The organism is Streptomyces sp. NPDC002730, from assembly GCF_042888805.1.
Lineage (GTDB): Bacteria > Actinomycetota > Actinomycetes > Streptomycetales > Streptomycetaceae > Streptomyces.
The window spans coordinates 391,520-417,569 of the sequence record NZ_JBIAQG010000004.1 but is presented as its reverse complement, the minus strand read 5'-3'; the positions used below and the strand labels follow the sequence as shown (position 1 = coordinate 417,569).

Annotated in this window: 21 protein-coding genes and 1 pseudogene; 8 read left to right on the top strand and 14 right to left on the bottom strand. The window is 70.3% G+C overall.

The features are described 5' to 3' along the window. Nucleotides 1-34: 34 nt before the first annotated feature. On the bottom strand, nucleotides 35-970 hold the full coding sequence (locus tag ACFYXH_RS12975) for an NADP-dependent oxidoreductase (RefSeq protein ID WP_389562127.1): 936 nt from the start codon (nucleotides 968-970) through the stop codon (nucleotides 35-37). A gap of 174 nt (nucleotides 971-1,144) precedes the next feature. Between ACFYXH_RS12975 and ACFYXH_RS12970 the strand changes: the two genes are divergently transcribed. Continuing rightward, nucleotides 1,145-1,297 (top strand): hypothetical protein, encoded by a 153-nt coding sequence (locus ACFYXH_RS12970; RefSeq protein ID WP_389562126.1) that lies wholly within the window; start codon nucleotides 1,145-1,147, stop codon nucleotides 1,295-1,297. A gap of 178 nt (nucleotides 1,298-1,475) precedes the next feature. Here ACFYXH_RS12970 and ACFYXH_RS12965 read toward each other — a convergent pair whose 3' ends face one another. The 9 genes and pseudogenes from ACFYXH_RS12965 to ACFYXH_RS12925 all read right to left on the bottom strand — a co-directional run bounded on the left by ACFYXH_RS12965 (nucleotide 1,476) and on the right by ACFYXH_RS12925 (nucleotide 11,108). Beyond that, nucleotides 1,476-3,869: an ATP-binding cassette domain-containing protein gene (locus tag ACFYXH_RS12965; protein ID WP_389562125.1), complete on the bottom strand. Its 2,394-nt coding sequence runs from the start codon at nucleotides 3,867-3,869 to the stop codon at nucleotides 1,476-1,478. Between the two features lie 379 nt (nucleotides 3,870-4,248). Beyond that, nucleotides 4,249-4,344, bottom strand: a pseudogene (locus tag ACFYXH_RS12960) (VOC family protein); the annotation flags it as partial. A gap of 41 nt (nucleotides 4,345-4,385) precedes the next feature. Continuing rightward, on the bottom strand, nucleotides 4,386-4,796 hold the full coding sequence (locus ACFYXH_RS12955) for a VOC family protein (RefSeq protein WP_385301125.1): 411 nt from the start codon (nucleotides 4,794-4,796) through the stop codon (nucleotides 4,386-4,388). A gap of 5 nt (nucleotides 4,797-4,801) precedes the next feature. Next, nucleotides 4,802-5,251 carry a helix-turn-helix transcriptional regulator gene (locus ACFYXH_RS12950; RefSeq protein ID WP_389562124.1) on the bottom strand — a complete coding sequence of 150 codons (450 nt, stop codon included), beginning with the start codon at nucleotides 5,249-5,251 and terminating at the stop codon, nucleotides 4,802-4,804. 276 nt (nucleotides 5,252-5,527) lie between these two features. Then, on the bottom strand, nucleotides 5,528-6,355 hold the full coding sequence (locus tag ACFYXH_RS12945) for a BTAD domain-containing putative transcriptional regulator (RefSeq protein ID WP_389562123.1): 828 nt from the start codon (nucleotides 6,353-6,355) through the stop codon (nucleotides 5,528-5,530). 257 nt (nucleotides 6,356-6,612) lie between these two features. Beyond that, nucleotides 6,613-7,830 (bottom strand): alpha/beta hydrolase family protein, encoded by a 1,218-nt coding sequence (locus ACFYXH_RS12940; protein WP_389562122.1) that lies wholly within the window; start codon nucleotides 7,828-7,830, stop codon nucleotides 6,613-6,615. Between the two features lie 112 nt (nucleotides 7,831-7,942). Then, nucleotides 7,943-8,641, bottom strand: a complete 699-nt coding sequence (locus ACFYXH_RS12935) for a TetR/AcrR family transcriptional regulator (protein WP_389562121.1) — start codon at nucleotides 8,639-8,641, stop codon at nucleotides 7,943-7,945. Next, the gene (locus tag ACFYXH_RS12930; protein ID WP_389562120.1) at nucleotides 8,642-10,240 is read right to left on the bottom strand and encodes a DHA2 family efflux MFS transporter permease subunit; all 1,599 of its coding nucleotides are present in this window, start codon (nucleotides 10,238-10,240) and stop codon (nucleotides 8,642-8,644) included. 127 nt (nucleotides 10,241-10,367) lie between these two features. Then, complete coding sequence (locus ACFYXH_RS12925) at nucleotides 10,368-11,108, bottom strand: 4'-phosphopantetheinyl transferase family protein (RefSeq protein WP_389562119.1); 741 nt, start codon at nucleotides 11,106-11,108, stop codon at nucleotides 10,368-10,370. A gap of 283 nt (nucleotides 11,109-11,391) precedes the next feature. On the opposite strand from ACFYXH_RS12925, the gene ACFYXH_RS12920 reads away from it, so the two are divergent. Genes ACFYXH_RS12920 through ACFYXH_RS12890 form a run of 7 tightly spaced genes read left to right on the top strand, consistent with a single transcriptional unit; the run spans nucleotide 11,392 to nucleotide 20,616 of the window. After that, the gene (locus tag ACFYXH_RS12920; protein WP_389562118.1) at nucleotides 11,392-13,191 is read left to right on the top strand and encodes a fatty acyl-AMP ligase; all 1,800 of its coding nucleotides are present in this window, start codon (nucleotides 11,392-11,394) and stop codon (nucleotides 13,189-13,191) included. A gap of 32 nt (nucleotides 13,192-13,223) precedes the next feature. After that, nucleotides 13,224-13,538 carry an acyl carrier protein gene (locus tag ACFYXH_RS12915; RefSeq protein WP_389562117.1) on the top strand — a complete coding sequence of 105 codons (315 nt, stop codon included), beginning with the start codon at nucleotides 13,224-13,226 and terminating at the stop codon, nucleotides 13,536-13,538. After that, a complete protein-coding gene (locus ACFYXH_RS12910) occupies nucleotides 13,538-16,567 on the top strand; it encodes a type I polyketide synthase (RefSeq protein ID WP_389562116.1) in 3,030 nt (1,009 codons plus the stop codon). Before ACFYXH_RS12915 ends, ACFYXH_RS12910 begins: the two co-directional genes overlap by 1 nt. Then, complete coding sequence (locus tag ACFYXH_RS12905; RefSeq protein ID WP_389562115.1) at nucleotides 16,564-17,586, top strand: 3-oxoacyl-ACP synthase III family protein; 1,023 nt, start codon at nucleotides 16,564-16,566, stop codon at nucleotides 17,584-17,586. The genes ACFYXH_RS12910 and ACFYXH_RS12905 overlap by 4 nt, the downstream gene beginning before the upstream one ends. Next, the gene (locus tag ACFYXH_RS12900) at nucleotides 17,583-19,574 is read left to right on the top strand and encodes an HAD-IIIC family phosphatase (protein ID WP_389562114.1); all 1,992 of its coding nucleotides are present in this window, start codon (nucleotides 17,583-17,585) and stop codon (nucleotides 19,572-19,574) included. Before ACFYXH_RS12905 ends, ACFYXH_RS12900 begins: the two co-directional genes overlap by 4 nt. Then, nucleotides 19,571-19,810 carry an acyl carrier protein gene (locus tag ACFYXH_RS12895; RefSeq protein ID WP_362692417.1) on the top strand — a complete coding sequence of 80 codons (240 nt, stop codon included), beginning with the start codon at nucleotides 19,571-19,573 and terminating at the stop codon, nucleotides 19,808-19,810. The genes ACFYXH_RS12900 and ACFYXH_RS12895 overlap by 4 nt, the downstream gene beginning before the upstream one ends. Continuing rightward, complete coding sequence (locus ACFYXH_RS12890; protein ID WP_389562113.1) at nucleotides 19,807-20,616, top strand: thioesterase II family protein; 810 nt, start codon at nucleotides 19,807-19,809, stop codon at nucleotides 20,614-20,616. Before ACFYXH_RS12895 ends, ACFYXH_RS12890 begins: the two co-directional genes overlap by 4 nt. Here ACFYXH_RS12890 and ACFYXH_RS12885 read toward each other — a convergent pair. From ACFYXH_RS12885 to ACFYXH_RS12870, 4 genes are all read right to left on the bottom strand, one after another. Next, complete coding sequence (locus ACFYXH_RS12885; RefSeq protein WP_389562112.1) at nucleotides 20,576-21,433, bottom strand: MBL fold metallo-hydrolase; 858 nt, start codon at nucleotides 21,431-21,433, stop codon at nucleotides 20,576-20,578. The genes ACFYXH_RS12890 and ACFYXH_RS12885 overlap by 41 nt on opposite strands. A 64-nt stretch (nucleotides 21,434-21,497) precedes the next feature. After that, the gene (locus ACFYXH_RS12880; RefSeq protein WP_389562111.1) at nucleotides 21,498-23,447 is read right to left on the bottom strand and encodes an AMP-binding protein; all 1,950 of its coding nucleotides are present in this window, start codon (nucleotides 23,445-23,447) and stop codon (nucleotides 21,498-21,500) included. Then, nucleotides 23,447-24,619, bottom strand: coding sequence for a thiolase family protein (locus ACFYXH_RS12875; protein ID WP_389562110.1), 1,173 nt, complete (start codon nucleotides 24,617-24,619; stop codon nucleotides 23,447-23,449). The genes ACFYXH_RS12880 and ACFYXH_RS12875 overlap by 1 nt, the downstream gene beginning before the upstream one ends. Then, the gene (locus ACFYXH_RS12870; RefSeq protein WP_389562251.1) at nucleotides 24,619-25,953 is read right to left on the bottom strand and encodes an MFS transporter; all 1,335 of its coding nucleotides are present in this window, start codon (nucleotides 25,951-25,953) and stop codon (nucleotides 24,619-24,621) included. The genes ACFYXH_RS12875 and ACFYXH_RS12870 overlap by 1 nt, the downstream gene beginning before the upstream one ends. Between the last annotated feature and the right edge of the window lie 97 nt (nucleotides 25,954-26,050).

Below are 26,050 nucleotides of genomic sequence, written 5' to 3'. Positions count from 1 at the left end.
TTCCCCGACGCCGGTTCCGCTCAGAGACCGTCATTCATGAGGTGGTGATGACAACCTTGCCCCGGATGTGCTTCCCGGCGAAGTCGGCGGCGGCCTGTACAGCGTTCGCGAACCCGTAGCGTGCACCGATTTCCACCTTCAGCCGCCCGTCAGCCACCCGGGCCGCCAGATCGTCGAGATCGCCCGGCTCCGCCTGGAAGGAGCCGATGTAGACCGGCGAAACGTCGCGGCCCAGGTCGTCGGGCCCGAAGAGCGGCGACACCAGCCGGCCGCCCGGGCGGACCGCACGCGCGGTGTTCGTGAGTCCTTCACCCGAGTTGACCAGGTCGACGACGACGTCGACGCCGCCGGGGACCAGGCGCAGGGTCTCCTCCACCACATCAGCGTTCTTGTAGTCGACGGTGTCGGTGGCGCCGAGGCCGCGCACATACTCCTCGTCGTCCGCGATGGCCGTGGCGATCACACGGGCCCCGAGCGCGTGGGCCAGCTGCACGGCGTACATTCCGATGCCGCCGGTCGCCCCGACCACCAGCACGCTCTCGCCCTCCGTGAGCCGGACGGCGCGCACCAGGCAGACCGCGGTGAGCCCCGATTCGGGGATGGCGGCGCCGTGCGGGCTGTCCAGGCCCGCAGGCCGGCGGGCGAGCAAGGGACCGGGCGACGCCACCGTGTACTCGGACACGGCGCCCGCTTGCCCGGTGAAGGCGAGCACCGGATCACCCGGCGCGTATCCGGAAACGCCCTCCCCCACTTCGGCAACGGTGCCCGCCGCGTCCATTCCGATCACCAGCGGGTGCTCGACCGGGAAGAGGTCCTTCGCCTCGCCGGTGATCAGCTTCAGGTCGAGCGGGTTGAGTGCCGCGGCCTCGACCTTGATCAGCACCTGGCCGGGTTCCAGGGTGGGTGTGGGGAGCTCGGTGATCGTGATCTGGTCCAGCGGCATGTAGTCGGTGGCGACGAGGGCTTTCACGGGCGACTCCCTGAGGTGAGCAAGCCACCGCCCCACGGCGGCCGGCGGCTGGGGCACCGGACGTGAGCACCCTTCTCTCTTCTACTCGGTCGGACCCGCCCAAGCGAGGAGCCCGACCGTACGCGCCGCCGGACGAGGCGTCGCAGTGGTCGTAGCCACCGGCGTCATCCAGCTGTGGATCCCGGAGGGCGAGCGCCGGCCCGCGAGGCCGGAATCTCCCGCGCGGCCCTCTATCGGACCTGGGGCCACCTCAAGGAACGTCACCAGCCGGCCCTGTCAGCCCTGACAGCCAAGGACGACGAGCTCCAGCGGCTCGCCGCGAGCTGAGCATGTTCAGCCGTACATTCCCCGCTCCGGTCCCGGACCAAGAGCAGGGGGACGACGCCAAGGGCGTCGTCCCCCTGCCCCGCCGCTGATGTCACACCAGCGTCATCAGTAAGGCCGAAGCCCAGAGGCAGCAGGCGTGTTGGGCCTGATCGTCTCACGGTGTCCGCGAGGGCCTCGGTCAGTTGCCGACGTAGGCCGCGAGGTGCTCGCCGGTGAGGGTGGAGCGGGCGGCGACGAGGTCGGCGGGTGTGCCCTCGAAGACGATCCGGCCGCCGTCGTGGCCGGCGCCGGGGCCGAGGTCGATGATCCAGTCGGCGTGCGCCATGACCGCCTGGTGGTGTTCGACGACGATGACCGACTTGCCGGAGTCGACGAGCCGGTCGAGCAGGCCGAGCAGTTGCTCGACGTCGGCGAGGTGCAGGCCGGCGGTCGGCTCGTCGAGGACGTAGACGCCGCCCTTCTCGGACATATGGGTGGCCAGCTTGAGCCGCTGCCGCTCGCCGCCGGACAGCGTGGTGAGCGGCTGGCCGAGGCTGAGGTAGCCGAGCCCGACGTCGGCGAGCCGGTCGAGGATCTTGTGTGCGGCCGGCGTGTGCGCCTCGCCGGCGCCGAAGAACTCCTCGGCCTCGGTCACCGACATCGCGAGCACCTCGCTGATGTCGCGGCCGCCGAGGTGGTGGTCCAGGACGGATGCCTGGAACCGCTTCCCCTCGCACTCCTCGCAGATGGTGGCGACGCCGGCCATCATCGCCAGGTCGGTGTAGATGACGCCGGCGCCGTTGCAGCTGGGGCAGGCACCCTCGGAGTTGGCGCTGAACAGCGCCGGTTTCACGCCGTTGGCCTTCGCGAACGCCTTGCGGATCGGGTCGAGCAGTCCGGTGTACGTCGCCGGGTTGCTCCGCCTGGAGCCGCGGATCGCGCCCTGGTCGATGGACACCACGCCCTCGCCGGCGGGGATCGACCCGTGCACGAGCGAGCTCTTGCCGGAGCCGGCGACGCCGGTGACGACGGCGAGCACCCCGAGCGGGATGTCGACGTCGACGTCGCGCAGGTTGTGCGCCGACGCGCCGCGGATCTCCAGCGCCCCGGTGGGCTTGCGCACCGTCTCCTTGAGGGTGGCCCGGTCGTCGAAGTGACGGCCGGTGATGGTGCCGCCGGCCCGCAGTCCCTCGACGGTGCCCTCGAAGCAGACGGTGCCGCCCGCGCTGCCGGCGCCGGGGCCGAGGTCGACGATGTGGTCGGCGATCGCGATCGTCTCCGGCTTGTGCTCCACGACGAGTACCGTGTTGCCCTTGTCGCGCAGCCGCAACAGCAGGTCGTTCATCCGCTGGATGTCGTGGGGGTGCAGGCCGATGGTGGGCTCGTCGAAGACGTAGGTGACGTCGGTGAGCGAGGAGCCGAGGTGGCGGATCATCTTGACGCGCTGTGCCTCGCCGCCCGACAGCGTGCCCGAGGGCCGGTCGAGGGAGAGGTAGCCGAGGCCGATCTCCACGAATGAGTCGAGGGTCTGCTGCAGCGCGGTGAGCAGCGGCGCCACCGAGGGCTCGTCGAGGCCGCGGACCCATTCGGCCAGGTCGCTGATCTGCATCGCGCAGGCGTCGGCGATGCTGATCTTCTTGATCTTCGATGACCGGGCGGCCTCGCTGAGCCGGGTGCCGCCGCACTCGGGGCAGGCGGTGAAGGTGACCGCCCGGTCCACGAACGCCCGGATGTGCGGCTGCATCGCCTCCCGGTCCTTGGAGAGGAACGACTTCTGGATCTTGGGGATCAGCCCCTCGTAGGTGAGGTTGACGCCCTCGACCTTCACCTTGGTCGGCTCCCGGTAGAGGAAGTCCTGCATCTCTTTCTTGGTGAACTTGCGGATCGGCTTGTCGGGGTCGAGGAAGCCCGACTCGGCGTAGGTCCGCACGGTCCAAAAGCTGTCCGACTTCCAGCCGGGGATGGTGAACGCGCCCTCGGCGATCGACTTGGAGTCGTCGAAGAGCTGGGTGAGGTCGATGTCGGAGACCGTGCCCCGGCCTTCGCAGCGCGGACACATGCCGCCGGTGATGCTGAAGTCGCGACGCTCCTTCACGGTCCGTCCGGCGCGCTCCAGGGTGACCGCACCCGCTCCACTGATCGAGGCGACGTTGAAGGAGAAGGCCTGGGGCGAGCCGATGTGCGGCTGCCCGAGTCGGCTGAACAGGATGCGCAGCATCGCGTTGGCGTCGGTGGCGGTGCCGACCGTGGAGCGGGGGTCGGCACCCATCCGCTGCTGGTCGACGATGATCGCGGTCGTCAGCCCATCGAGTACGTCGACCTCGGGCCGCGCCAGGGTGGGCATGAAGCCCTGCACGAAAGCGCTGTAGGTCTCGTTGATCAGCCGCTGTGACTCCGCGGCGATGGTGCCGAACACCAGAGAGCTCTTGCCCGAGCCGGAGACACCGGTGAACACCGTCAGCCGGCGCTTCGGGATCTCGATGCTGACGTCCTTGAGGTTGTTCACGCGCGCGCCGTGCACGCGGATCAGGTCGTGGCTGTCGGCAGCGTGCAGCGCAGGCGACTGCGTGTCCGTCCTCGTGGCCATGCTCATCGTGTCTCCATCTGTTGGGCGGGGCCGTCTTCGCGGTCTCCGTCGGCGTCGCCTGGCTCGATCTAACCAGCTTCGAGCGGTACCGTCCGGTCCTCCTTCGCTTCGGCCCGTGGAGCCTGTGGGCCCCGGCCACGCGGCGCGCCAGGCCTGGATGCGGCCGCGGGGAGATGCGGAACCAGCGGTACGGGGTGGCCGGCGCACGCGGGTCGAAGCCGGTGCGCGCGGCGAACCGGTCACCCGCTGCTGCGGCAGCGCGTCGATCTCGAGGACCTCGACTTCGCCCTCGCCCTCGATCATGCACACGTCGCGGGTGTGGCCCAGCCCCGAGCCGATGCTCGGTGTCGCGACGACGCTGAGCGCGGGAGCGGGAGGTCGGCACTCATCGGTCCTGAAGCAGCCCGAGGACGTTGCCATCGGGGTCGGTGACGGTGCCCACCAGGCGGCCGCCACCGACGTCGTGCGCGGGCTCCTTCACGGGGCCGTCTGTGCAGGTCCTGGCTGCGACAGCCGGACGGCTCAGCGCAGCTCCTGGATGCGGATCAGATTGCCCGCGGGATCGCGGAAGGCGCAGTCGCGAACGCCGTACGGCTGCTCGGTCGGCTCCTGGACGACCTCGGCGTCGCCGGCCTGCACCTTCTCGAAAGTGCCGTCGAGGTCCCGGGTGGCCAGCAGGATCCAGCCGTAGGTGCCCTTGGCCATCATCTCGGCGATGGTGCGGCGCTCGTCCTCGGTGACCCCAGGGTCGGCGGCCGGCGGCGCCAGGAGGATGGACGTGCCGGGCTGGCCGACGGGGCCGACCGTGATCCAGCGCATCTTGCCCTGTCCGACGTCGCTGCGGACCTCGAAACCGAGGGTGTCGCGATAGAACGCCAGGGACGCGTCCGGGTCGTCATGCGGGAGGAAGCTCGTGTGAATGGTGATGTCCATGGCAGTCACGCTAGCTGCGACCCCGTGACCGGCGCTTCTCGATTCCTGATCGGTCTGGTCACCTGTTTCGCCACGCACGACGGCATCCCCGCCGTCGCGCCTGGCGCCCGGCGCTGATAGACGCTGGGCGGCATGCCGACCAGCTCGGTGAAGCGGGTGCTGAAGGTCCCCAGCGATGAGCAGCCGACCGCGAAACAGACCTCGGTGACGCTGAGGTCGCCACGACGCAGCAGCGCCGTCGCGCGCTCGATGCGACGCGTCATCAGATAGGCGTACGGCGACTCGCCGTAGGCGAGCCGGAACTGGCGGCTGAGGTGCCCGGCGGACATGTTCACGCCGCGGGCGAGGGCCTCGACGTTCAGCGGCTGCGCGTACTCGCGGTCGATCCGGTCGCGGACGCGGCGCAGCCGCGCGAGGTCGCTCAGGCGGTGCGCCGCGGCGGGTCTGCTGGTCACCTGCACGATCGTGCCACGTCGCGCCGGAGTTGCCCAGCGCCGCCGGCGTCCCACCCCACCCCACTCCGCGTCCGCTCTGGCCCGGGCTGCTCCGCTCACGTCCTCGACCTGCGCAGGCCCTGAGGTATCCGCCACTCGTCCCACGTCAACACGTCTCGTCAGCAGTCTCGGATCCATGAGGGGCGTGATGGATCGCCACCAGTGCCTTCGCCGCGTTAACCCGGTGAGCAGGTCACGATCCGCTCGCCGGGGATCGCAATGCACAACACCGCACCGTCAGCGAAGGGAAGGCGTCATACCCGCAGCGGGGTCGGCCCGGAGGATGGCCTCCTGTGCGAGGCGCAGGGGCGGGCCCGGCTCGATCCCCAGTTCTTCCCTGATGATCTGCCGGACCCTGCGGTACACGCCCAGCGCATCGCCCTGCCGGCCCACCCGGTAGAGAGCCACCATCAGCTGCCGGTAGAAGGGCTCCCGCAGCGGATGCTGGACCACCAGGCCCTTGAGTTCCTCGATCACGGCGTAGTGGCGGCCGAGAGCCAGGGCGGATTCGATATTCAACTCGATGCAATTGAGCCGTTTCTCCTCCTCGACGGCGGCAAACGAGTTGATCTCCAGAGATCCTGCAATACCGTCCAGGACAGGCCCCCGCCACACGGCGAGGGCCTGTCCGAGATGCTCCGATGCGGCCAGATGGTCAGCCGCAAAGTAATGGGATCTGCCGATTTCGTAGAGTTCGTCGAACAGCCGGACGTCGAGCTGCGCCGTACTGACATTGAGAATGTAACCGGGCGACACCGTAATAATCGGCGAGATCCTTCCGGGTTCGCTGAGGAGTTTCCGTAATTGCGACACATAGACGCGCAGGCTTGCGGTCGCAGAGCGCGGCGGCTCCTGCTCCCACAACTCCGCGACCAGCTTGTCCCCCGGTACGGTCTCCCCCGCCCGAACGGTCAGGAGGGCCAGCAGTTTGGCGATCTTCGGTGGCGCCGGCGTCAGGTCGACACCGCCACGGGTCACCCTCAGCCGACCGAGCACCTCATAGCGCAGCGGCTGGCCGTTTTGCGCAGAGTGCAGGGACACGTAAACCCCCTGAATGCGTGTCACGCATTCGATAGTTCGGAATCCCCCGTCTACTCCCTGATGTCGCATGGAGTACACGCTTGCCGATAAACACCCTAGCGCGGCCGTCGTTACGTGGTCATTAAAAGGAAGATAACAGCCGAGATGAGGCCCGAATGTCTATTTCCAGCCATTGAACAGCTGGAATTCAATTGTTGAAGCGGCACTGATGGAGCGGCAGAGGCGGCCGGCTCGGGGAATCCCCTGCGCCGGCCGCCTCTCGTCCTTGCATGTGTGTCGGATCAGGTGGCCGGCACCCGGTCGGGTGCCAGCGTCTCGGCCAGCCAGGAGAACAGCCGGTCGTGGTAGAGACTCATGGCTCCGGAGTGGCAGTGGGCGCCCCCGCCCTCGTCCGCGGTGAAGACATGCAGTGTCTTGGCGCTGTTCAGCCCCGTATGCACCTTCTTCGCGTGTTCAAGACCGGAGAAGAACATGTCCTCCTCGGCGTCGAGCACCAGCACGGGACAGCGCACCTGTCCCACGACCTCCGAGAGGTTGAAAGCGGGCATACGTCGCAGCAGTTCGGCGGGTGTTTCCGCGCCGAACGTCCACAGTGCCTGGCGCAGCAGCCAGCGGGTGAACGTCTGCTGGATGGCGATCCCGTACATCACGGGATTGGCGAAGTCGTCGCAGCCCTGCTCGACCCACTCCAGTACGAACGGGGGCAGCGCCACGACATCGCCGAGCTGCCAGACCGCGTCGTGGGCCACGCAGCCTGCCAGCCGGTGCTCGAACGCCGCGGCGCGTACGGCCAGCAGTCCACCGAGGCTGGTGCCGATCAGCGCCAGACGCTCGGCATCCACTCCCGGCTGAGCCAGCGCGAAGTCCACTGCCGGGGCGACCACGTTCTCCCAGTCGGGCCTGAAAGTGAGGCCTTGTTCGCGCAGCACCGACCCCTGTCCCGGCCCTTCGAAGCAGAGACAGTGGTAGCCGCGTGCCACGGCGGCCGCCGCGACGAAGAAGTAGCCCTCCTCGAGTGTGGAGTCGATCCCGCCGTGGTGAATGATGGTGGGCCGTGGCCCGGCGGAGTCGTCGGCCCGGTAGAAGTGGCCCGGCAGCGATCCGTTCTCGTACGGGATGCGGACGAACTGCGGTGGGCGTTCCATCAGTTCGGCGGCCTGAGCGAACGTGTCCTTGGAGAGGCGCATCAGCCGGCCGGCCTCGGGGTCGTGGGCGGGGTCGTCGCGCAGGAAGAACTCGGCCGTCCGGTAGTAGTTGTGCGCGCGCAGCAGTGCGGCACGGGCGTCGACGGTCCGCTTCTCACCGAGTGCCGCCGTGCCCAGCCGGTGTACGCGCTCAGCCATGGCGGTCCACTCGCGCCGCCAGGCGTCGGTGTCGCCGTCCTGGATGCGCGAGGCGACGGCGATGACCTCGCCGAGCTGTGCACCGCCGAGGTCGGCGTAACCGGCGGCGCGCAATGCCTCGTAATCGAAGGCCGGGTCGTCGAAGAGGAATTTCATGGCTGCGGCTCCTGGGTCGAATGTGGTGCTCCAAAGCCCTGGATCGGGCGCGTGGGGTGACCGATCTGTGCGTACGGGGTGGCGCTGGTCCTTTGTGTCGGCGGCGGAGTGCCTACCGGGGTTCCGGGTGAGTCCTCGTCCCGTTGAGGAAGGCGTCGACGATCGACTCGGCGAACGCGGCGGACTCCACCGGCCGCTGCCGGAGGATCAGCCGGGAGAGCATCGGTCCGGTGAGCAGCTCGATGGCCTGGTCCACGTCCAGGCCGGGACGCAGCTCTCCGCTGTCCATGCCTTCGCGCAACGCCCGGCGCATTGCGTCCCGCCGCGCGGCGACGACCGAGTTCTCGAACCGCTCCACCAGCTGCGGGCGGCGCACCGCCTCGCCGAGCAGTCCGGCGAGCAGACGGTGCAGGTTGGTGTCCTGACCCCGGTTCCGGATCTGGTCGACCAGGCTCACCAGTTGGTCCCGCACCGAGAGTCCGTCCAGCGGGGGGATGGGGAGGTCGAGGCTGCTCAGGGCGGCGAGTACCAATTCCTCCTTGTTGCGCCAGCGGCGGTAGATGGTGGCGCGGGCGACCGAGGCCCGCTGCGCCACCAGGTCCATGGACAGTGCGCTGAAGCTGCACCCTTCGCCGAGCAGGCCGAGTGTGCTCTTCAGGATCGCCCGGTCCGCGGCGGGATCGCGCTGGCGGCCGCCCCGGGCGGTGCGCACCGGAGCGGCATTCGGCCCGCGCCGGTCCCCCGACGCGGATGCGGGCCGGAGGCCGTCGGGCATGTCGCCCTCGGCCTCCGGCTGAACCTGTGCCTCCATTCAGACCTCCGTGGTGTGGTCGGTTCTTACCGCTTCCTGGATGTTCGGGCTGTCCGCACTCCTACGGGGAGGCAGGAACAGCAGGCTGACAAGGGCGCCGAGGAGGGTGGCTCCAGCGGCGACCAGAGCGGTGACATGCATGGCGGACACGAACGAGTCGACGGCCCCGGCCGCGAGCCCGGACCCGCGCGGGCCGAGCGAATCGGCGACGGCCAGCGTGCTTTCGACGGACTCCTCGGCCTTGTCGCGGACTGCGGCGGGCAGGTCCGCCAGCCGGTCGGCCACCTCGGAGCGGTAGACAGTGGACAGCACCGAGCCCAGCACGGCGACCCCGAGAGCGCCGCCGACCTGGCGGAAGGTGGTGTTGACGGCCGATCCGGTGCCCGCCCTCTCCCGCGGCAGGGCGGACATGACGGCGGTCGTGGCGGGTGGCATCACGCACGCGATACCGACGCCCAGGACGAAGAAGACGGATTCGAGCAGCCACAGCTCGGTGTGCTCGTCGATGGTGGCGACGGTGAGAAACGCGAGCGTGGTCAGCAGCATGCCGGTGACGCACACCGGCCGGATCCCGATCCGCTCGGCCGCGAGACTGGCCGGCGGGGAGAACGCCAACTGGGCCACGGCCAGCGGCAGCAGGCAGTACCCGGCCTCCAGCGGTGTCCATCCGCGCACACTCTGCAGATAGAAGACGAGGAAGAAGGTCGCACCGAGCAGTGCGAAGAACACCAGGCCGATGACGGTTACGGCCGCCGAGAAACGCGGGATGCGGAAGAGGGCGATGTCCAGTGCGGGACGCCGGGTTCGCCGCTCCCAGGCGACGAAGACAGCCAGCACGGCGAGCCCGCCGAACATGGGCCCCCACACCTGGGCCTGCGCCCAGTCGTCCGATTCACCGCCCTTGATGACGCCGTACACAAGCAGGGTCAGGCCGACGACGGACAGGGCTACGCCGGCCGGGTCGAAGCCGCCGCGCCCCGGGTCCCTGGACTCGGGTACGACGACGAGGGCGGCGACGGTTCCTACCGCGACGATCGGGATGTTGATCAGGAAGACCGAGCCCCACCAGAAGTGTTCGAGGAGTGCGCCGCCGGCGATGGGCCCGATGGCAACGGCGAGGCCGGCCGCGCCGGCCCAGATGCCGACGGCTTTGGCGTGCTCCGCGGGTGGGAAGACGTTCATGATGATCGCCAGCGTCGCGGGCATCGCCAGCGCGCCGCCTACACCGAGTCCGGCCCGGGCGACGATCAGCTCGTCGGCGCTGCCCGCGTAGGCGGACCACAGCGAGCAGGCACCGAAGACGACGAGCCCGGCCACCAGCGTGCGCTTGCGGCCCCAGCGGTCGGCGAGCACACCGGTGGTGAAGAGCAGCGCGGCGAAGACGAGTGTGTAGGAGTCGACCGACCACTGCAGCTCGCTCTGCGAGGCGCCCAGGCCGACGGGTTCGGGCTGAGCCAGCGTCTTCAGCGCCACGCTCAGTATTGATGTGTCGAGGACCACGAGCAGGAGGCTGACGAGCAGCACGCCCAGGACCCACCAGCGGCGGGCGTCAGGGGCGGGGACCTGCTCGGCGGTACGGAGTCGGGGCTGTGTTGTCACGGTTTCCGCTCCTCGCAAGAAGAGGGTGCTGCGTGAACTTCCGTCTGATGCCGTGCAGTTCGACGCTAGGCCCGACTCTCCATCGAGTCAATGCCGTATCGAAACAACCTTGACTCGTATCTGGCCATCAAAGACCGACCCCCGGTCCGACCGCACATGCCACAACGAAGTGCCGTGCGACGACGCCGCTTTGGAAGTGCCAGTCCGGTGCTGCCCGAGAGCGCCAGAGAGTTGTTACCCGGCCGACCCGGCGCGGCTGAAAATACACACGCGAGAAGTCCAGCCCCAACCCGATGCCCAGGGCCTTCGCATACGCCTCTTTGAGCGTCCACAGCCGTACGAGCATGCGATTGCGCTCGGCGTACGGGAGCAGTCGCAGCGCGGCGAGCTCCTCCGGGTGGCAGACCTTCTCCGGCAGCCCCGGCGTGAGCAGCAACCGGTCCTGCGCCTCCACGTCCACGCCGATCCGGAACGTGCCTGAGACACCGACCACCAGGAGACCGGCGGTGTGGCTGATGCCCCCGTCGAAGCCCGCCGGCTCGATTACGCCGGGGCGCCCGCGTGCGCCCCGCCCCAGCACCACGCCCCCAGGATCGACGCCACCCGCAACGGCGACCGCCTGACGCAGCAGCAACCGGGACCCGAACAGCCGCGCCCGTAACGTGGGTTCACGCGTCGCCTGATACCTCGGCCAGTCCGCACCAAGCAGTTCGCGCGCCGGTGTGCACGGGGCGGACGCCCAGTCGGCCAGCCGTCCGTGGCACACCGCGTACCCGTCGCGCCGCACGTTCTCGCTGACGGCACCCCAGGGCCCTGAATCGGGGAGGAGAGGGCCGACCGAGAAGGACGCCGCACCTGGTTCCACCACAGCCGCGTCCTCCTGTCGTCCCCCACGGTCTCCGCCTCGGCGGCATCACGCCTTGGCGGCACCGCGTGCCAACACACGACGTACACAAGCGCGTACCCACTGTTCTAGCGCCTCCGGGCGACGCAGTCCTGGAAACTCCGGACCTGCGACGTGCGCATCAAGCGCGCCTTTACGACTCCTTTTCACCACCCACCAATGATGGAGGAACCGGGGTGGCACTTGGTGCCGCCTGACCCGTATCCCGTACCGGCGGAGCAACCGCCGGCGAGCGACAGGGGAAGAGATGCGCAGGACCTTGACGGACGCCGTACGCGCCGGCGTGGAACAACACCCCGAGCGGGCCGCGTTCGTGTACCTGCACGAAGACGGCCGGAAGATGCGGCCCGAGCGGCTCACGTACAGGGAACTGGACCGCCGGGCCCGCCTGGTGGCCACCCGGCTGCGCGAAGCTTCCCAGGGCGGCGACTCACGCCCGGTACTGCTGCTCTACCCGCCCACACTGGACTTCGTCACCGCGTTCCTCGGCTGCTTCTATGCCGGGCGCACGGCCATCCCCGCACCGCTCCCCGACGAGCCGGGTGAGCGGCTCGCCCGGGTGAGGGGCATCCTGCGGGACGCCTCGGCGGGCGCGGTACTGACGCTTCCCGAGCACCGGCAGGCCCTGGCCGCCTGGCTGGCCGCATCCGAAGAACGCGATGTGGTGTGCCTCGCGGCCGGCGGCGACGACGCCACAGAGCCCGACGCCTGGCTCTCGCCGCACGTACGGGACGAGGACGTGGCCTTCCTGCAGTACAGCTCGGGCTCCACCAGCGAGCCCAAGGGAGTCATGGTCACGCACGCCAATCTGGCTGCCAACCAGGAGGCCATCCAGCGGGCCATGGACACCAGAAAGGGCGTCGTCACCGGCAGCTGGCTGCCGCTCTACCACGACATGGGCCTCATCGGGATGACCCTGCACCCCCTGTGGATGGGGGGCACGAGCGTCCAGATGTCACCCATCTCGTTCATCAAGCAGCCGCACCGCTGGCTGCGCATGATTCACGACTACCGGGTCGAGGGCACCGCCTCACCCAACTTCGGCTACGAGCTGTGCACCCGCCGGGTCACCGAGGAACAGTCCGCCGGGCTCGACCTCTCCACCCTGCGCGTGGCACTCAACGGGGCCGAGCCGGTGCGCGCCGGCACCATCCGCGCCTTCAGCGCGCGCTTCGCCCCCAACAAACTGCGCCCCCAGGCCATGCTCCCCTGCTATGGGCTGGCAGAGAACACACTGCTGGTCTCCGGCGGCGACACCGCCGGACCGCACATCGAACTGAGCGTGGATGCCCAGGGTCTGGAGAAGGACGAGCTGCAGCCCGCACAACCCGGCCGGGCGACCAGAACCCTGGTCGGCTGCGGCCGCCCGAAGGGCACCGAGGTCCTCCTCGTGGACCCGATGACCCTCGAGGTACTGCCGGACGGCCGGGTCGGCGAGATCTGGCTGCACGGCCCCTCGGTGACCGCCGGCTACTGGAACCGCCCCGAGGAGACCGCCGAGTCCTTCCGGGCGTCGACCGCGGACGGTCGCTCGGGGTACTTCCGCACCGGCGACCTCGGCGCCCTGCTCGGCGGGGAGTTGTACGTCACCGGGCGGATCAAGGAGATGCTCATCCACCACGGCCGCAACCTCTACCCGCAGGACATCGAGCATGCCGTGCAGGACTCGGGGCCCGCGTTCCGCCGTGGCGGCGGCGCCGTGTTCACCGTCTTGGACGAGGGGGCCGAGCGCGCCCATGTGGTGGTGGTGCAGGAGATCCGTCCGCGCACCTACGACGAGCCGGACCTGCCGGGACTCGCCGCGTCGGTACGGGAGTTGGTGAGCCGCGAGTTCCAGCTGCCCGCCGCGAGCGTGGTGCTGGTGCGACCCGGTGTGATCCGCAAGACCACCAGCGGCAAGACGCAGCGCACCCTCATGCGGCAGCTCTTCCTCGACGGTGCCCTGCCCGTCCTGCACCAACGCCTGGAACGACCGGTCGTGGCCCTGATCGACGGCGGCGCCGACAACAACCCGGAGCCCGCCCCGCTGGCCGCCCCCGGTCGCTGAGACCACCCGGACCCCCAAGGGAGAGGTACGCCATGCACATCGCCCCCGAAACCCGCCCCGAGAATCTGGACATCGCGTTGTCCGGCCTGACCGCTCCGGACCTCGAGCAGTGGCTCACCGACCGCGTTGCCTTCCATCTGCAGCGGTCCGCCGATGAGATCGACCCGACCACGCCGCTCGCCGACTACGGCATCGACTCGGTCGCGGCGATCGGCATCTGCGGCGAGATCGAGGAGCGGCATCGGCTGCCGGTCTCCCCGACGATCGCCTATGACTTCCCCACGGTCCGCGCGATCAGTACGCATCTCGCCGAACGCCTCGCCGACGGTAGCGGCGGAGGGGCGTGATGACCGATCGCGAAGCGGTCGCGGTCGTCGGCCTCGACTGCCGCTTTCCGGGTGCCCGCGACCCGAAGGAGTTCTGGGAGCTCCTCATGGGAGGCCGGGACGGTACCCGCCGCGTCCCGGAACAGCGCTGGGACGCCGACCGCTACCACATGGCGCCCCCGACCAGTCCCGCCAGTACGTCCGAGGCCCGGCCGCCCGGCCGCAGCAACACCGTACGCGGTGGCTTCATCGACGATCCGGACGCCTTCGACCCACAGTTCTTCGGGATCTCACCACGCGAGGCGGCCGCAATGGACCCGCAGCAACGGCTGCTGCTGCAGTGCTCCTGGCGCGCCATCGAGGACGCGGCGGTCGCCCCCGAGGACCTGGCCGGCACCGGAACCGGAGTGTTCGTCGGAGTCATGGCCAACGAATGGGCGTATCTGCAACTGTCGGACTACGACAGGATCACCGCCCGCTACGGTTCCGGCAACGGCTACTTCATGGGCGCCAACCGGGTCTCGTACCACCTCGACCTCAAGGGCCCCAGCCTGGCGGTGGACACGGCCTGCTCCTCGTCGCTCGTCGCAGTCCATCTCGCGGCAGGCGCACTGCGCGCGGGCGACTGCGACTACGCCCTGGCAGCGGGAACCAACCTGATCATGACGCCGGTCATCAACATCTTCTACGCCCAGGCCGGCCTCTCCGCGCCGGACGGACGATGCAAGCCCTTCAGCGCATCGGCCGACGGAATCGGACGGGCCGAGGGCGTCGCGGTGCTGGTGCTGCGCCGGCTCAGCGACGCCCTGGCCGACCGGCAGCCGGTGTACGCCGTGCTGAGTGGGAGCGGGGTCAACCAGGACGGGCGCAGCAATGGGATCACCGCTCCCAATCGCTGGGCCCAGCAGCAACTCATCGAGGGCGTCTGGCAGTCGGCCGGGGTCACCGCGGACGACATCCGCTTCATCGAGGCGCATGGCACCGGCACCCTGCTCGGCGACATGATGGAGGCGCAGGCGCTCGGTCACTTTGCCGCTGACCGCCGCGTCGGGAGCATCGCGCTGGGTTCGGTCAAGAGCAACTTCGGGCATGCCGAGGGAGCGGCCGGGATCGCCGGAATCGTCAAGACCGCGCTCGCTCTGCATCACCGGACCGTGCCCCCCAGCCGCTTCGCCGACAATGAGAACCCCGAACTCCAGCTGGCCGACCGGCGGCTGTCGCTGCTCAAGTCCCCGCTGCGGCTTCCGTCCGGCACCGTGCACGCCGCCGTCAGCAGCTTCGGCATCGGCGGCACCAACGCGCACGCGGTACTGTCCTCCGCGCCTCGAGCGGTACACCGGTCCGGCGACAGGGCGCCGGGAGTGTTCACCGTGTCCGCCCGTTCCGCACGCCAACTGCGCCCCAACCTGCTGGCCCAGGCCGAGGCTCTGGCCCGCCTGCCCGAGGACCGGCTGGCGCAACTGTGCTGGACCAGCAACCGGGTCAAGTCCCGGCTGCCGCACCGGGTGGCCGTCGCCGCCGCGGGCCTGACCGAACTGGTGGCGGGGCTGCGCGACGCGGCGGAGCGCTCCGAGGTCGGCGGGCCGGCCGGCGGCTCGCGGCGGACGGTACCCGCGGTGGCGTTCGCCTTCACCGGTCAGGGCGCGCAGCACCCCCGTATGGCCGCCTCCTGGTACACCGAGTCCCCCGTCTACGCGCGGCTGTTGGACGAGATCGACAAGATTCTCGCCGGCCACCTCGGGCTGTCGGTGCGCGACGCCGTACTCGACGGCGACCCGGGCATCGACCGTACGGGCCTGGCCCAGCCCGCGCTGTTCGCGGTGGAGTACGCGATGGCCGGCACCCTCGTCGAGGCCGGGATCAGACCCTCGTTCGTCATCGGACACAGCGTCGGCGAGTTCGCCGCCGCGTGCACGGCCGGCGCGCTCGATCCCGGGGACGCCGCCAGGCTGGTCGCGCGCCGGGGCGCCCTGATGGAGGCACTCCCCGACGGGGGCGGCATGCTCTCGGTGCCGCTGGGCGCGACCGGCGTAGAGGCGCTGCTGGGCGAGGATACGCGGCTGTGTGTTGCCGCGCTCAACGGCCCGGACAGCACGGTGGTCGCCGGCGATGTGGCCGAACTGGACGCGCTGCGCGCCGCGTTGGCCGACCGGGGTATGGCCTCGCGTCCGCTGGCCGTCTCACACGCCTTCCACTCGCCGCTGATGCGGCCCGTCGTGGAGGAGTTCCGCCGCGCGGCAGACGTGCCGGTGCGCCGGCCCACAGTGCCGTACTTCTCCACCGTGTACGGGCGCCGCACGGCCGATGACGAGAACCTGGACGCGGACTACTGGACGGAACAGATCACCGCGCCGGTACGGTTCGCCGAGGCCGCGACCGGGTTGTTCGCCGCCGGAGCCACCCACATCGTGGAGATCGGCCCGCGCGCCGCACTCACTCCGCTGCTCGCCCGCCTCAAGCCGGACACCGGCCGCCCGGTGAGCTGCCACGCCGCCCACCCCGGGCACCGCGCGCCGGGACACCGGCTGTACCAGCTGCTCGGGGAACTGTGGTGCGCCGGGCTCACCCCCGACTGGGACGCGCTGTACCAGGAGGCGGACCGGGTGCCGCGCCGGCTGCCGCCGTATCTCTTCGACGACACCTTCCGCGCCTGGCGCTCCGCCGACGCACCAGAACTGCCCGTGTCCACTTCCCTCGCCACGGACGCGGCAGCCGCGGCACCGCCGACGGCGGACCGTGGAGAGTCGTGCCCGCCGGCCCGTGCCGGTGAACCCCAGCACCTCGTCTCCGAGGTGACGCACCGTCTGATCTGCCAGGTCGGCGGGCACGAACCGCCCCAGGTGCACGGCCGTTCACGCCTGCACGAAGACCTCGGCTTCGACTCGATCCAGGTGATGGAGCTCAAGACCCGTATCGAGAACGAGCTGCCCCGGCTCGGCAGTCTCCCGATCGAGGAGCTGCTCGCGAGTCTGGAGACCGTGGGCGACCTCACCCGCTATCTGCACGACCGTCTGCTGACACCGTCCATACCGGAAGGAAGGCACTCATGACCGTCCCCACCGCGCACCTGGTCTCGGTCGGCACCTGTCTGCCGGGCGAACCGGTGGACAACGCGACACTGGCAAAAATCGTGGGCGTCGACGAGCGGTGGGCCGAGATGTTCATCGGCAACACCAGCAGGTACTTCGCCGTCGACCTGGCGACCGGTCACGTCCGGCACAGCCTCGCCGACATCGCGGCGACCGCCGGGGACCGGGCCCTGACGGAAGCGGGCCTGGAACCGGGGGACGTCGACTGCATCGTCATGGGCACGGCCACCCCGGACCAGCTGATGCCCGCCACCGTGAACCTCGTGGCGGACCGTCTCGGCATCGACAACGTTCCCACCTACCAGCTCCAGTCCGGCTGCGCCGGGGCCGTTCAGGCACTCGACGTGGCCCGCACCCTGCTGCTCGCCGGGCGCTGCGCGACCGTGCTGGTGATCGGCGGCGATGTGTGCGCCAAACACCTGGAGACGGACTTCGACCCCGGCTCCCGTACCTCCGCCGAACTCGTCAACTACGTGCTCTTCGGCGATGGAGCAGGTGCCGCGGTGCTCAGCGCAGAGCCCCTCGGCCACGGCATCGAGATCCGCCAGGTGCTCAACCGGCTGGTGGGCCTCGGCAAGAAGCCGGGGCAGGTCATCGACTGGTTCGGCCTCGGAGACCGGCACAGCGACCGGACGGTGATCTCCGAGGACTACAAGGCCATCGAAGCGGCTGTGCCCGGCCTGGCATCGCAGATGTTCTGGGAACTCCTCGACGACCTGGGCTGGGCGGCCGATCAGGTGGACTACCTGCTCCCGCCCCAGCTCTCCGGCCGGATGAGCGACCGTATCTCCGCGGAGATGCCCGCCCCGGACGCCCGGCGCATCAACGTCGTACGCACCGTCGGCAACAACGGCAACGCCCTGCCGTTCCTCCAGCTCGCCGAGCTGACCGAGCAGTGGCAGGGCCCCGGACGCGCCGTCGCGGTCGCTGTCGAGTCCAGCAAGTGGATCAAGTCCGGCATCGCTCTGGAGCGCACATGACCACCACGGAACGCACCGCGGCAGACACCACGGCCCGCACCACGACGCACACCACGCCCCGCACCGCGGTCACCGCCGCGGGCGACAGCGGCACCTGGCGGGATCCCGGGGCGCTGCGCACTCTGCGCAGCGCGTACGCCGCCGGCCGGCTGGAAGCCGAGTACGGATCGGTCCGTGCCCTGGTCACCCGTATACCGGAGAGCGATCTGCCTGCGGCGGGCCAGCTGCTGGCCCGTCTCGACCGCGAGGCGGTCGCACGGCTCCACCCGGACCTGCCGGTGGTCACCGTCGCCGTCACCGGCCAGTCCACGGTCGCACCGCTCGTCGGCCCGCTCACCGCTCAACTCGCCCGGCACGGGCTGCTGCTCGACCCGGTGGTCTCCCCCTACGGCTCGTATCTGCAGGACCTGCTGGGGCCCGCACGGTCCGGCGACGGCGCCCGGCAGCCCCTGCTCACCCTGTGCCTCCTCGACCCGCATACGGTCTTCGAGCAGGTGGCCGTGCCCTGGCGGGTCGAGGATGTCGAGGCTGCGGCCCGGGACAGACTGGCTCTCCTCGGCAAGGCAGTGAACACCCACCAGGACTGCGGCCGGGGGCTCTTGGTACTCAACACCGTGCCGCTGCTGCTCCACCACGCCCACCAACTGGTCGATCTGCGCTCCCGGGCCCGGCTGGGCGCCGTGTGGCGCGAGTTCAACAGCGGGCTGCTCGCCCTCGCCCAGGAGCATCCCGGGGTGGTCGTCGTCGACCTCGACCCGTTGGTGAGCCTGGGCACGCCCGCGTACGAGCCACGCACCGGCCTGTACGCCAAGGCCAGGCTGGCCGAGGGGCTGCTCTCCGGCTACGCGAGGGAGGTCGGCCATCTCGTCCTGGGCCGCCTGGGCAGGACTCGTAAATGCCTGGTGCTGGACCTGGACGGCACACTGTGGGGCGGAGTGCTCGGTGAGGAGGGCCCGGACGGCATCGAGCTCGGCGCCGGGTTGCGCGGGGAGGCCTTCCTGGAGTTCCAGCGGGTGCTCGCCCAGCTCGGCTCACAGGGCGTGCTACTCGCCGTGAGCAGCAAGAACGACGCGGGCGCGGTGCGCGAGGTGCTGCGCGACCATCCTTCGATGCTGCTGCGCGAGGACGACTTCGTCTGTGTCAACGCCAACTGGTCGGCCAAGCACGACAACCTGCGGGACATATCCGAGCGGCTGGGCCTTGGCCTTGACAGCTTCGTCTTCGTCGACGACAGCCTCTTCGAGTGCGGTCTGGTCAGGGAGCAGCTGCCCGAGGTCGCCGTGGTCCACGTCGACCAGGAGCCGGCCCTGCATCCGTCCGCGCTGCTCGCCGACGGCTGGTTCGACCTGCCCCAGCTCACCGAGGAGGACCGCGAACGGACGGGCCGCTATCGTACGGAGGCCCGGCGGCAGGAGTTCCGCGAGGACATCGGCTCCTACCAGGACTACCTGGACGGGCTCGGAATCGAGGTCACCGTGCGGCCGGCGGACCCGTCGGAGGCACCGCGGGTTTCCCAACTCACCCTGCGCACCAACCAGTTCCACCTCGCAACCGCGCGCATGCAGGTTCCGCAGGTGCTTCAGTGGGCCGGACTCCCGGGCCACAGCGCGCTCGTGGTGTCCGCCCGAGACCGGTTCGGCGACCACGGGCTCGTCGGTGCGGTGTTCCTGCGCCGCGACGCGGAGCAGCTGCGCATCGACAACTTCGTGTTGAGTTGCAGGGTCTTCTCCCGGGGCATCGAGAGCGGATGCCTGAGTGCGGTGCTCGATCATGCCCGCGCCACCGGCGCCCGCGTCACGACGGGCCGCTATCTGCCCACGCCCAGGAACGCCGCCTTCGCCTCCTTCTACACCGACCACGGCTTCACCCCCGCCGGGCCGGACCCGTACGACCCCGCTGTCGCCTCCTTCCACCACGACCTGCGCGACATCGCCCCCGCACCCGCCCATCTGCGCCTGCACACCGCCTTCGAGGGAGACCGGACATGACCACCGCCATCGCGGACACCGCGGCGTTCTGCACCCTCCTGGAGGAGGAGCTCGGCCTGCACGTCACGCCCGAGGACCTCGACCGCCCCCTGGACGACGTCCCCGAGTGGGACTCGGTGCACCTGCTGCGCCTGGTCACCGTCGTGGAGAGCCTCACGGGCCGGCCTGTCCCGGTGGCCGGGCTGTTGGAGGCCATCACCTTCCGGGAGATGTACGACGTGGTGGTCCGCGCATGACGACCACCGTCTCGACGCCGACGGCCTGCCTGGTCCGGGCGCCCCGAGAGGACGCCCGGCTGCGGCTGTTCTGCTTCCACCACGCGGGTGGCGGGGCCTCGTTCTTCGCCCCGTGGCCTGCCCGGGTGGCGCCCGAAATCGACGTCCTGCCGGTGCAGTTGCCCGGGCGCGAGTCACGCTTCCGCGAGCCCCGCTTCCGCGATGCCGGGACGCTGGCCGAGGCCCTCGAGCGCGAACTCGCCCCCTGGCTGGACCGGCCGTACGCCGTCTACGGGCACAGCATGGGCGCCCTGGTGGCCTTCGCGCTGGCGGCAGCCCGGATGCGGGGCGGCGGCCGGGCGCCGCTGATGCTGTTCCTCGGCGCCTACGGTGCCCCGCACCTCACTCCGCCGCTGCCGCCGGCCGACCGGTACACGGACGTGGAACTCGCCCGTTTCCTGGTGGACATCGGAGGGCTCAGCCCACAGTTCCTGGGCCGGGACGACTGGCTGCGGGCCCTGCTGCCCATCATCCGGGACGACTTGCGGATCTGTGCCAGTCACCGGCGGGCGGGGCTGCCTGATCCGGGCGACGAGGAGGCGCGCCTGCCGCTCGACATCCATGCCTTCGCGGGTGAGGACGACCGGCTCGTGGACCCGGGCGCCGTGTGGTTGTGGGAGCGGTACGCCCAGCGCTTCCGGATGTCCACTGTGCCGGGCGGCCACTTCTTCCCGCGTGAGGAGCCCGGACCGTTCTTCGACGTACTCAACCGCTCGCTGACCGAGCTCATCGCGAATCCGGGCGGACGACACGGGGAACCTGTGTGATCCGGCGTGTTATCTCCTCGGCGTTCTTCTCGTACCTCGGGCGCTGGTCGTGGATGCCGGGCATGACCCACAGCGGGCGTGCCGAACCGTCCGCGAAGACGAGCCCGTCGGCGTCGGGCCGCAGCCCCGTCACCGTCAGCGCGAACGGCTCGAGGTAGTCGATCTCATTGTCGGCGGTGAGGCGGAAGGGGCGGTCGTGGCCGGGGTAGATGACATCCGCCAGATCGATGATCCGTTCGATGCTGCGTGATGCCTGCTCGGCGTCCCAGAAGACGAGGGGGTTGCGGCGCGTCTGGGCAACGTAGGCGAAGTGCAGTGCGTCGCCGGTGATCGCGCTCCGCCCGGCATCGGTGTCCACCAGCACCCCGATGCTGCCGGGCGAATGCCCCGGCAGCCCGACAGCGGTGACACCGGGGATGATGTCCTCCCCGTCCGCGATCTCGCGGACGGGTAGTTGTTCCAGCAGCAGTCCGGTCCACGCGGGGGTGGCCCAGTCGTTGGTGTGCGGCGTGTGGGCGTACCGCCGCTCGTCGGTGTGGATCAGCAGGGTCGCCTGCGGGAACAGATCGATGTTCTGTACGTGGTCCCAGTGGGCGTGCGTGAGCACCACGGTGTCGATGTCCGCCGCCGTGAGCCCGCGGGCGGCGAGCGCGTCCCACAGGTGGGGGCGCCGTCCGACGTGCGCGGCGTCGACGAGGATGTTCCGGTTCCGCCCCGCGGCGTCGGTTCCGCGGACCAGGAAGACTCCGCAGAAGGCGGGATAGCCCTGGTCGGTGTCGATGGCGAAGCCGGGCAGGAGAATGTCGATCGTCGGCATGGAACTCCCTTGTCGCTGGCTGCTGTTGGTGGTCTGGGGGCTGTGGTCGGGTCAGTGGTCCGGGTCAGTGGTCCGGCGCGTCGGGGACGACGGAGCGCAGTGCTTCGAGGCTCCGGGGATTCACGAGCGTGGACAGGTCGCCGGGCGGATCGCCGGTGACACAGTCGCGGATCAGGCGCCGCATCACCTTTCCGGTACGGGTCCTGGGCAGTGCGGGAAGTGCAATCACGCGGCCGGGCCGGAAGGCGTGCCCGAGCGCGTCGGCCACGCGCTCACGGATCCGGTCTGCGTCCGCCGCGGCAAGCGGGCCGCGCGAGGGGACCACGAAGCACCAGAGGACTTCCCCCTTGATGCGGTGCGGCACCCCGACGGCTGCGGCCTCGGCCACTGCCGGGTCCCGGAGGACGGCCTCTTCCACCTCGGCCGGCCCGAGCCGCTTGCCTGCCACCTTGATGACGTCGTCCAGCCGGCCGTGCAGGAACCACTCCTCGCCGACGCGGGAGGCCAGGTCGCCGTGGGACCAGCGGCCCGGCCGCCGGCTGAAGTACGTATGGGCGAAACGCTCCGGTGCCCGCCACAGTCCGCGGGTCATCCCGGGCCAGGATCGCCGGATCACCAGCTCGCCCAGTTCTCCCGCGGCGACGTCGGCGCCGTCGGCACCGACGACGGCGGCATCGATGCCGAGGCAGGGGCCGGCAAAGCTGCAGGGCGACTGCGGCACGGTGGGCGAGGAGCCCAGGAGCGACCCACCGACCTCCGTACCTCCGCTGATATTGATCACGGGGCAGCGCCGGCCGCCGAATTCCGCGAAATACCACTGCCAGGCATCCTCGGTCCATGGTTCCCCGGTGGAGCCCAGGATCCTCAGCCGGGTGGGGGCGGGCGGGGCGGGGTCTCGCGTCATCAGCGTCCGCGAAAGGCTGGGCGAGCTCCCGAAGACCGTGACCCGGTGGTCGTCCAGCAGCCGCCACAGGCGGGCAGGGTCCGGATGGTCGATCGCGCCTTCGTACGCCAGGACGCAGGCACCCGCGAGGGTGCAGCCGACGGCGATGAGCGGAAACATGATCCAGCCGGGGTCGGTGACCCAGAAGGCCACATCGTCCGGGCGGACGTCGAGGTTGTAGCGGACTTCCGAGCCGACCTGCAACGGAAAGCCGCCGTGGGTATGGACCGCGCCCTTGGGCCGTCCGGTGGTGCCGGAGGTGTGCATGAGGAGGAAGGGGGCGCTGGCGGGGAGCGAGACGGTCGCGGCGGGCTCCGCCGCGACCAGCCGGTCCCAGCTCGTGGCCGCCGGACGGGCCGATGACGTGTCGTCCCTCGACCCGCGCGTCAACTCCTCGGTGACGACGACGAGATGATGTACTGGGGGCACCTTCTCCGCCGCTGCACGGGCGACCGACTCCATGTCGTGCGGAGTGCCGCGCCGGGTCGTGGCAGCAGCAGTGACGAGCACCTGTGCCTCGGCGTCGGCCAGCCGTACGGCGAGCGCCTCGGAGCCGAAGCCGGAGAACATCGGCACCAGTACGGCTCCGATGCGGGCGCAGGCGAAGAGCAGCACGAAGGCCTCGGGACCGGGTGGCAGAAATGCCGCCACCCGGTCCCCCACCCCCACCCCGAGGCCGCGCAGCCCGGTGGCGACCCGGGCGCTCAGCTGCGCCACCTCGCCGTAGCCGAGCCGGCCGCCGGACCCGTCCTCGCGCTCCCAGCGCAACGCGACGGCGTCACCACGGCCCTCCCGCACATGGCGTTCGAGGCAGGAGTCGACGAGATTCGTGCGGCCGCCCGGGAACCAGCGGGTGGCGGCGATACCACCGCGGTCGTCGCAGGTGCGCAGCGGCGGTTCGTGCCAGACGATGCCGATGTCACGAGCGGCGTGGGACCAGTACCACTCCGGATCGGCGACGGAACGGCCGTGCAGCTCGCGGTATCCGTCGATGCGGTGGGCGCGGCAGAACGCGGCAACATTGCTGTGCTCGGTCAACTCGCGGCCCGGGAACCAGACATACTCGCCCATCAGACACTCCCCGGATTCTCGATCAGCGCGGCGATGCCCTGGCCACCTCCGATGCACATGGCGATCACGGCGAACCGCCCGCCGGTGCGGCGCAGTTCGTGCGCGGCCTTGAGCAGCAGGATCGTGCCCGTGGCGCCGATGGGGTGTCCGAGCGCGATCGCCCCGCCGTTCGGATTGACCCGGTCGGGCTCGAGCTTGAGGTCGTCCATCACGGCAAGGACCTGGGCGGCGAAGGCCTCGTTGAGCTCGATCACCTGGACGTCGTCCAGGAGGAGGCCGGTGCGCTGCAGCAGTTTCCTGATGGCCTCGGCGGGCGCGAATCCCATGATCTCCGGTTCGAGCGCAGTGACGACCGTGTCGCGCAGCCAGCACAAGGGGGCGGTTCCGTGAGGGAGATCGGCACCGCGCATCAGCACCACGGCGGCGGCACCGTCGTTGAGCCCCGCCGAGTTCCCCGCAGTGACCGTGCCGTCATCGGTGAACGCGGGAGCGAGCGCCGCGAGTTTCTGCAGGGTGGTGCCAGGGCGCGGGTGTTCGTCCTGCGCGACAGCGCCGTCCGGAGTGATCACGGGCACGATCTGGTCGGCGAACCGCCCGTCCGCAAGGGCCGCGGCGGCGCGGCGCTGGCTCTCGGCGGCCCAACGGTCCTGGCGCTCCCGGGAGATGGAGAACAGCTCCGCCACGCGCTCACCCGTCATACCCATCGGAGCGTGCGCGAACGGGTCGGTGACCAGCGAGACGGTGCCGTCGATCCGGTGCTGCCCGAAGAGTTCGTCGGGGGCCCGCTCGCTGTAGTCGAGCAGCGGCTGGCGGGTCATCGACTCGTTGCCACCGGCCACCATGATCTCGGCCTCACCGAGGGCGAGAGTCTGCGCGGCGGACCAGACGGCCTGGATGCCGGACCCGCACAGCCGGTTGACGTTGTAGGCGCGGACGTGGACCGGCAGTCCGGCGGCGAGTGCCGCGCGCCGGGCGTTGAACGCGTCCGGCCCCACCTGTCCCACACAGCCCAGGACCACTTCGTCGACGGCGTACAGCTCGACGTCGGCGCGCACGATCGCTTCCTGAATCACCATGGCACCGAGCCGGTGCGCGGGGACCGAACGCAGCGCGCCCCGGTACCGCCCCACCGGCGTACGAGCCCCCTGGACAACGGCGATGTCGGACAGCATCAGATGTCACTCCTTCGCTGGGTACCCAGCAACAGGGCGTCCCGGTCGGGCCGTACCAGGAGCATCGAGATCACACCGCCGGCGATCAGCAGCCAGGCCGCGACATCGAAGGCCTGGCCATACCCCAGCGCTTCACTCGGTGCCGCATCAATGATCCGGCCGGTGACGTACGGCGCGAGCAGGCTGGAGAGGGCGGCGAGCGCGTACGACAGACCCAGGGCGGCGCTGCGCCGCCCGGGCGGGCAGATGTCCGCGATGGCCGAGTTGGTCAGCGGTGTCTGCCCGTTGCCGGCGGAGAAGGCCACCACCAGCGGCAGCAGGAGGGCGCCGGGCCCCACGCGGGTGGTCAGCAGCAGGCAGGCCCCGGCGAGCAGTGGCAGCAGTGCGCCGAGCAGGCCCTGGGCGACCCGGGCGGTGGTGCCCCGGCGCAGCAGCCGCTGGGCGGCGACTCCGGCTGTGAGGACAAGGACGGCCATCGACAGTGCGGGCAGCCCGAGGATCCCGCTGATCTCCGCGTCGCTGAATCCCGCCTGTTCCTCCAGGAACAGCGGCAGCCAGGCGAATCCGAGGGCCAGGGTCCACATCACCGTGAAGGCGGAGAACGTGGCCCCGAGCCAGGTGCCAGTGGTGATGATGCGCCGGAAGGGCGCCTCGCCGACGGCCGCGCCCGGTACAGCAACGGGCAAGGCATCCCCGACCGGGGCGGTGGCGTCCACCCGTGCGGCGTACGGTCCGCTTCCGCCGAGCCGCAGCCAGGCGATCACCCAGAGGATCCCGATCCCGCCCAGCAGACCGAAGGCGGCGCGCCACCCGAGGGTGTTGCTGACCAGGATGACAAGGGGGGCGGCCACAATGGTGCCGCCCGCGCCCCCGGCGACAACCACGGCGGAGGGCAGCGCCCGCTCCTTGCCCGGAAACCAGGTGAACGCCGTGTAGTTGGCCAGCGGATACCCCGGCCCCTCGCCCGCGCCGAGCACCACACGGGTGGCGACGAGGGCGCCGAAGCCGGCCGCGGGCAGCAGGATCGGGAGCTGCGCCGCGGCCCAGACCAGCGCGAGTGCGGCGAGCAGCGGCCGGGCACGGATCCGGTCGCCAAGGAAGCCGACCGCGACGGCCGAGACGCTGAACAGCAGGTAGAAGCTGCTGGCGACGGTACCGAACTCGGTTGCAGTGAGACCGAGATCGTCCCTGATCGGGTCCGCGGTGAGGCCGAGTACGGCCTTGTCCGCGGCGTTGATCACGATGAAGAGCGCCAGCACGACCAGGACGGTGCGGGCGCGTCGGCGGGTGCCGTCGGCCGTGCTGCCGGGGTGCACTTCGGCGTCGAGTCCCATCACACGGCCAGTCGTTCGTCCAGCCAGTCGGAGATCGCCTTGTCGTCGAAAAGGAACTTCATCAGAACCTCCCAGCGGAACGGAACGGCACCGTTCC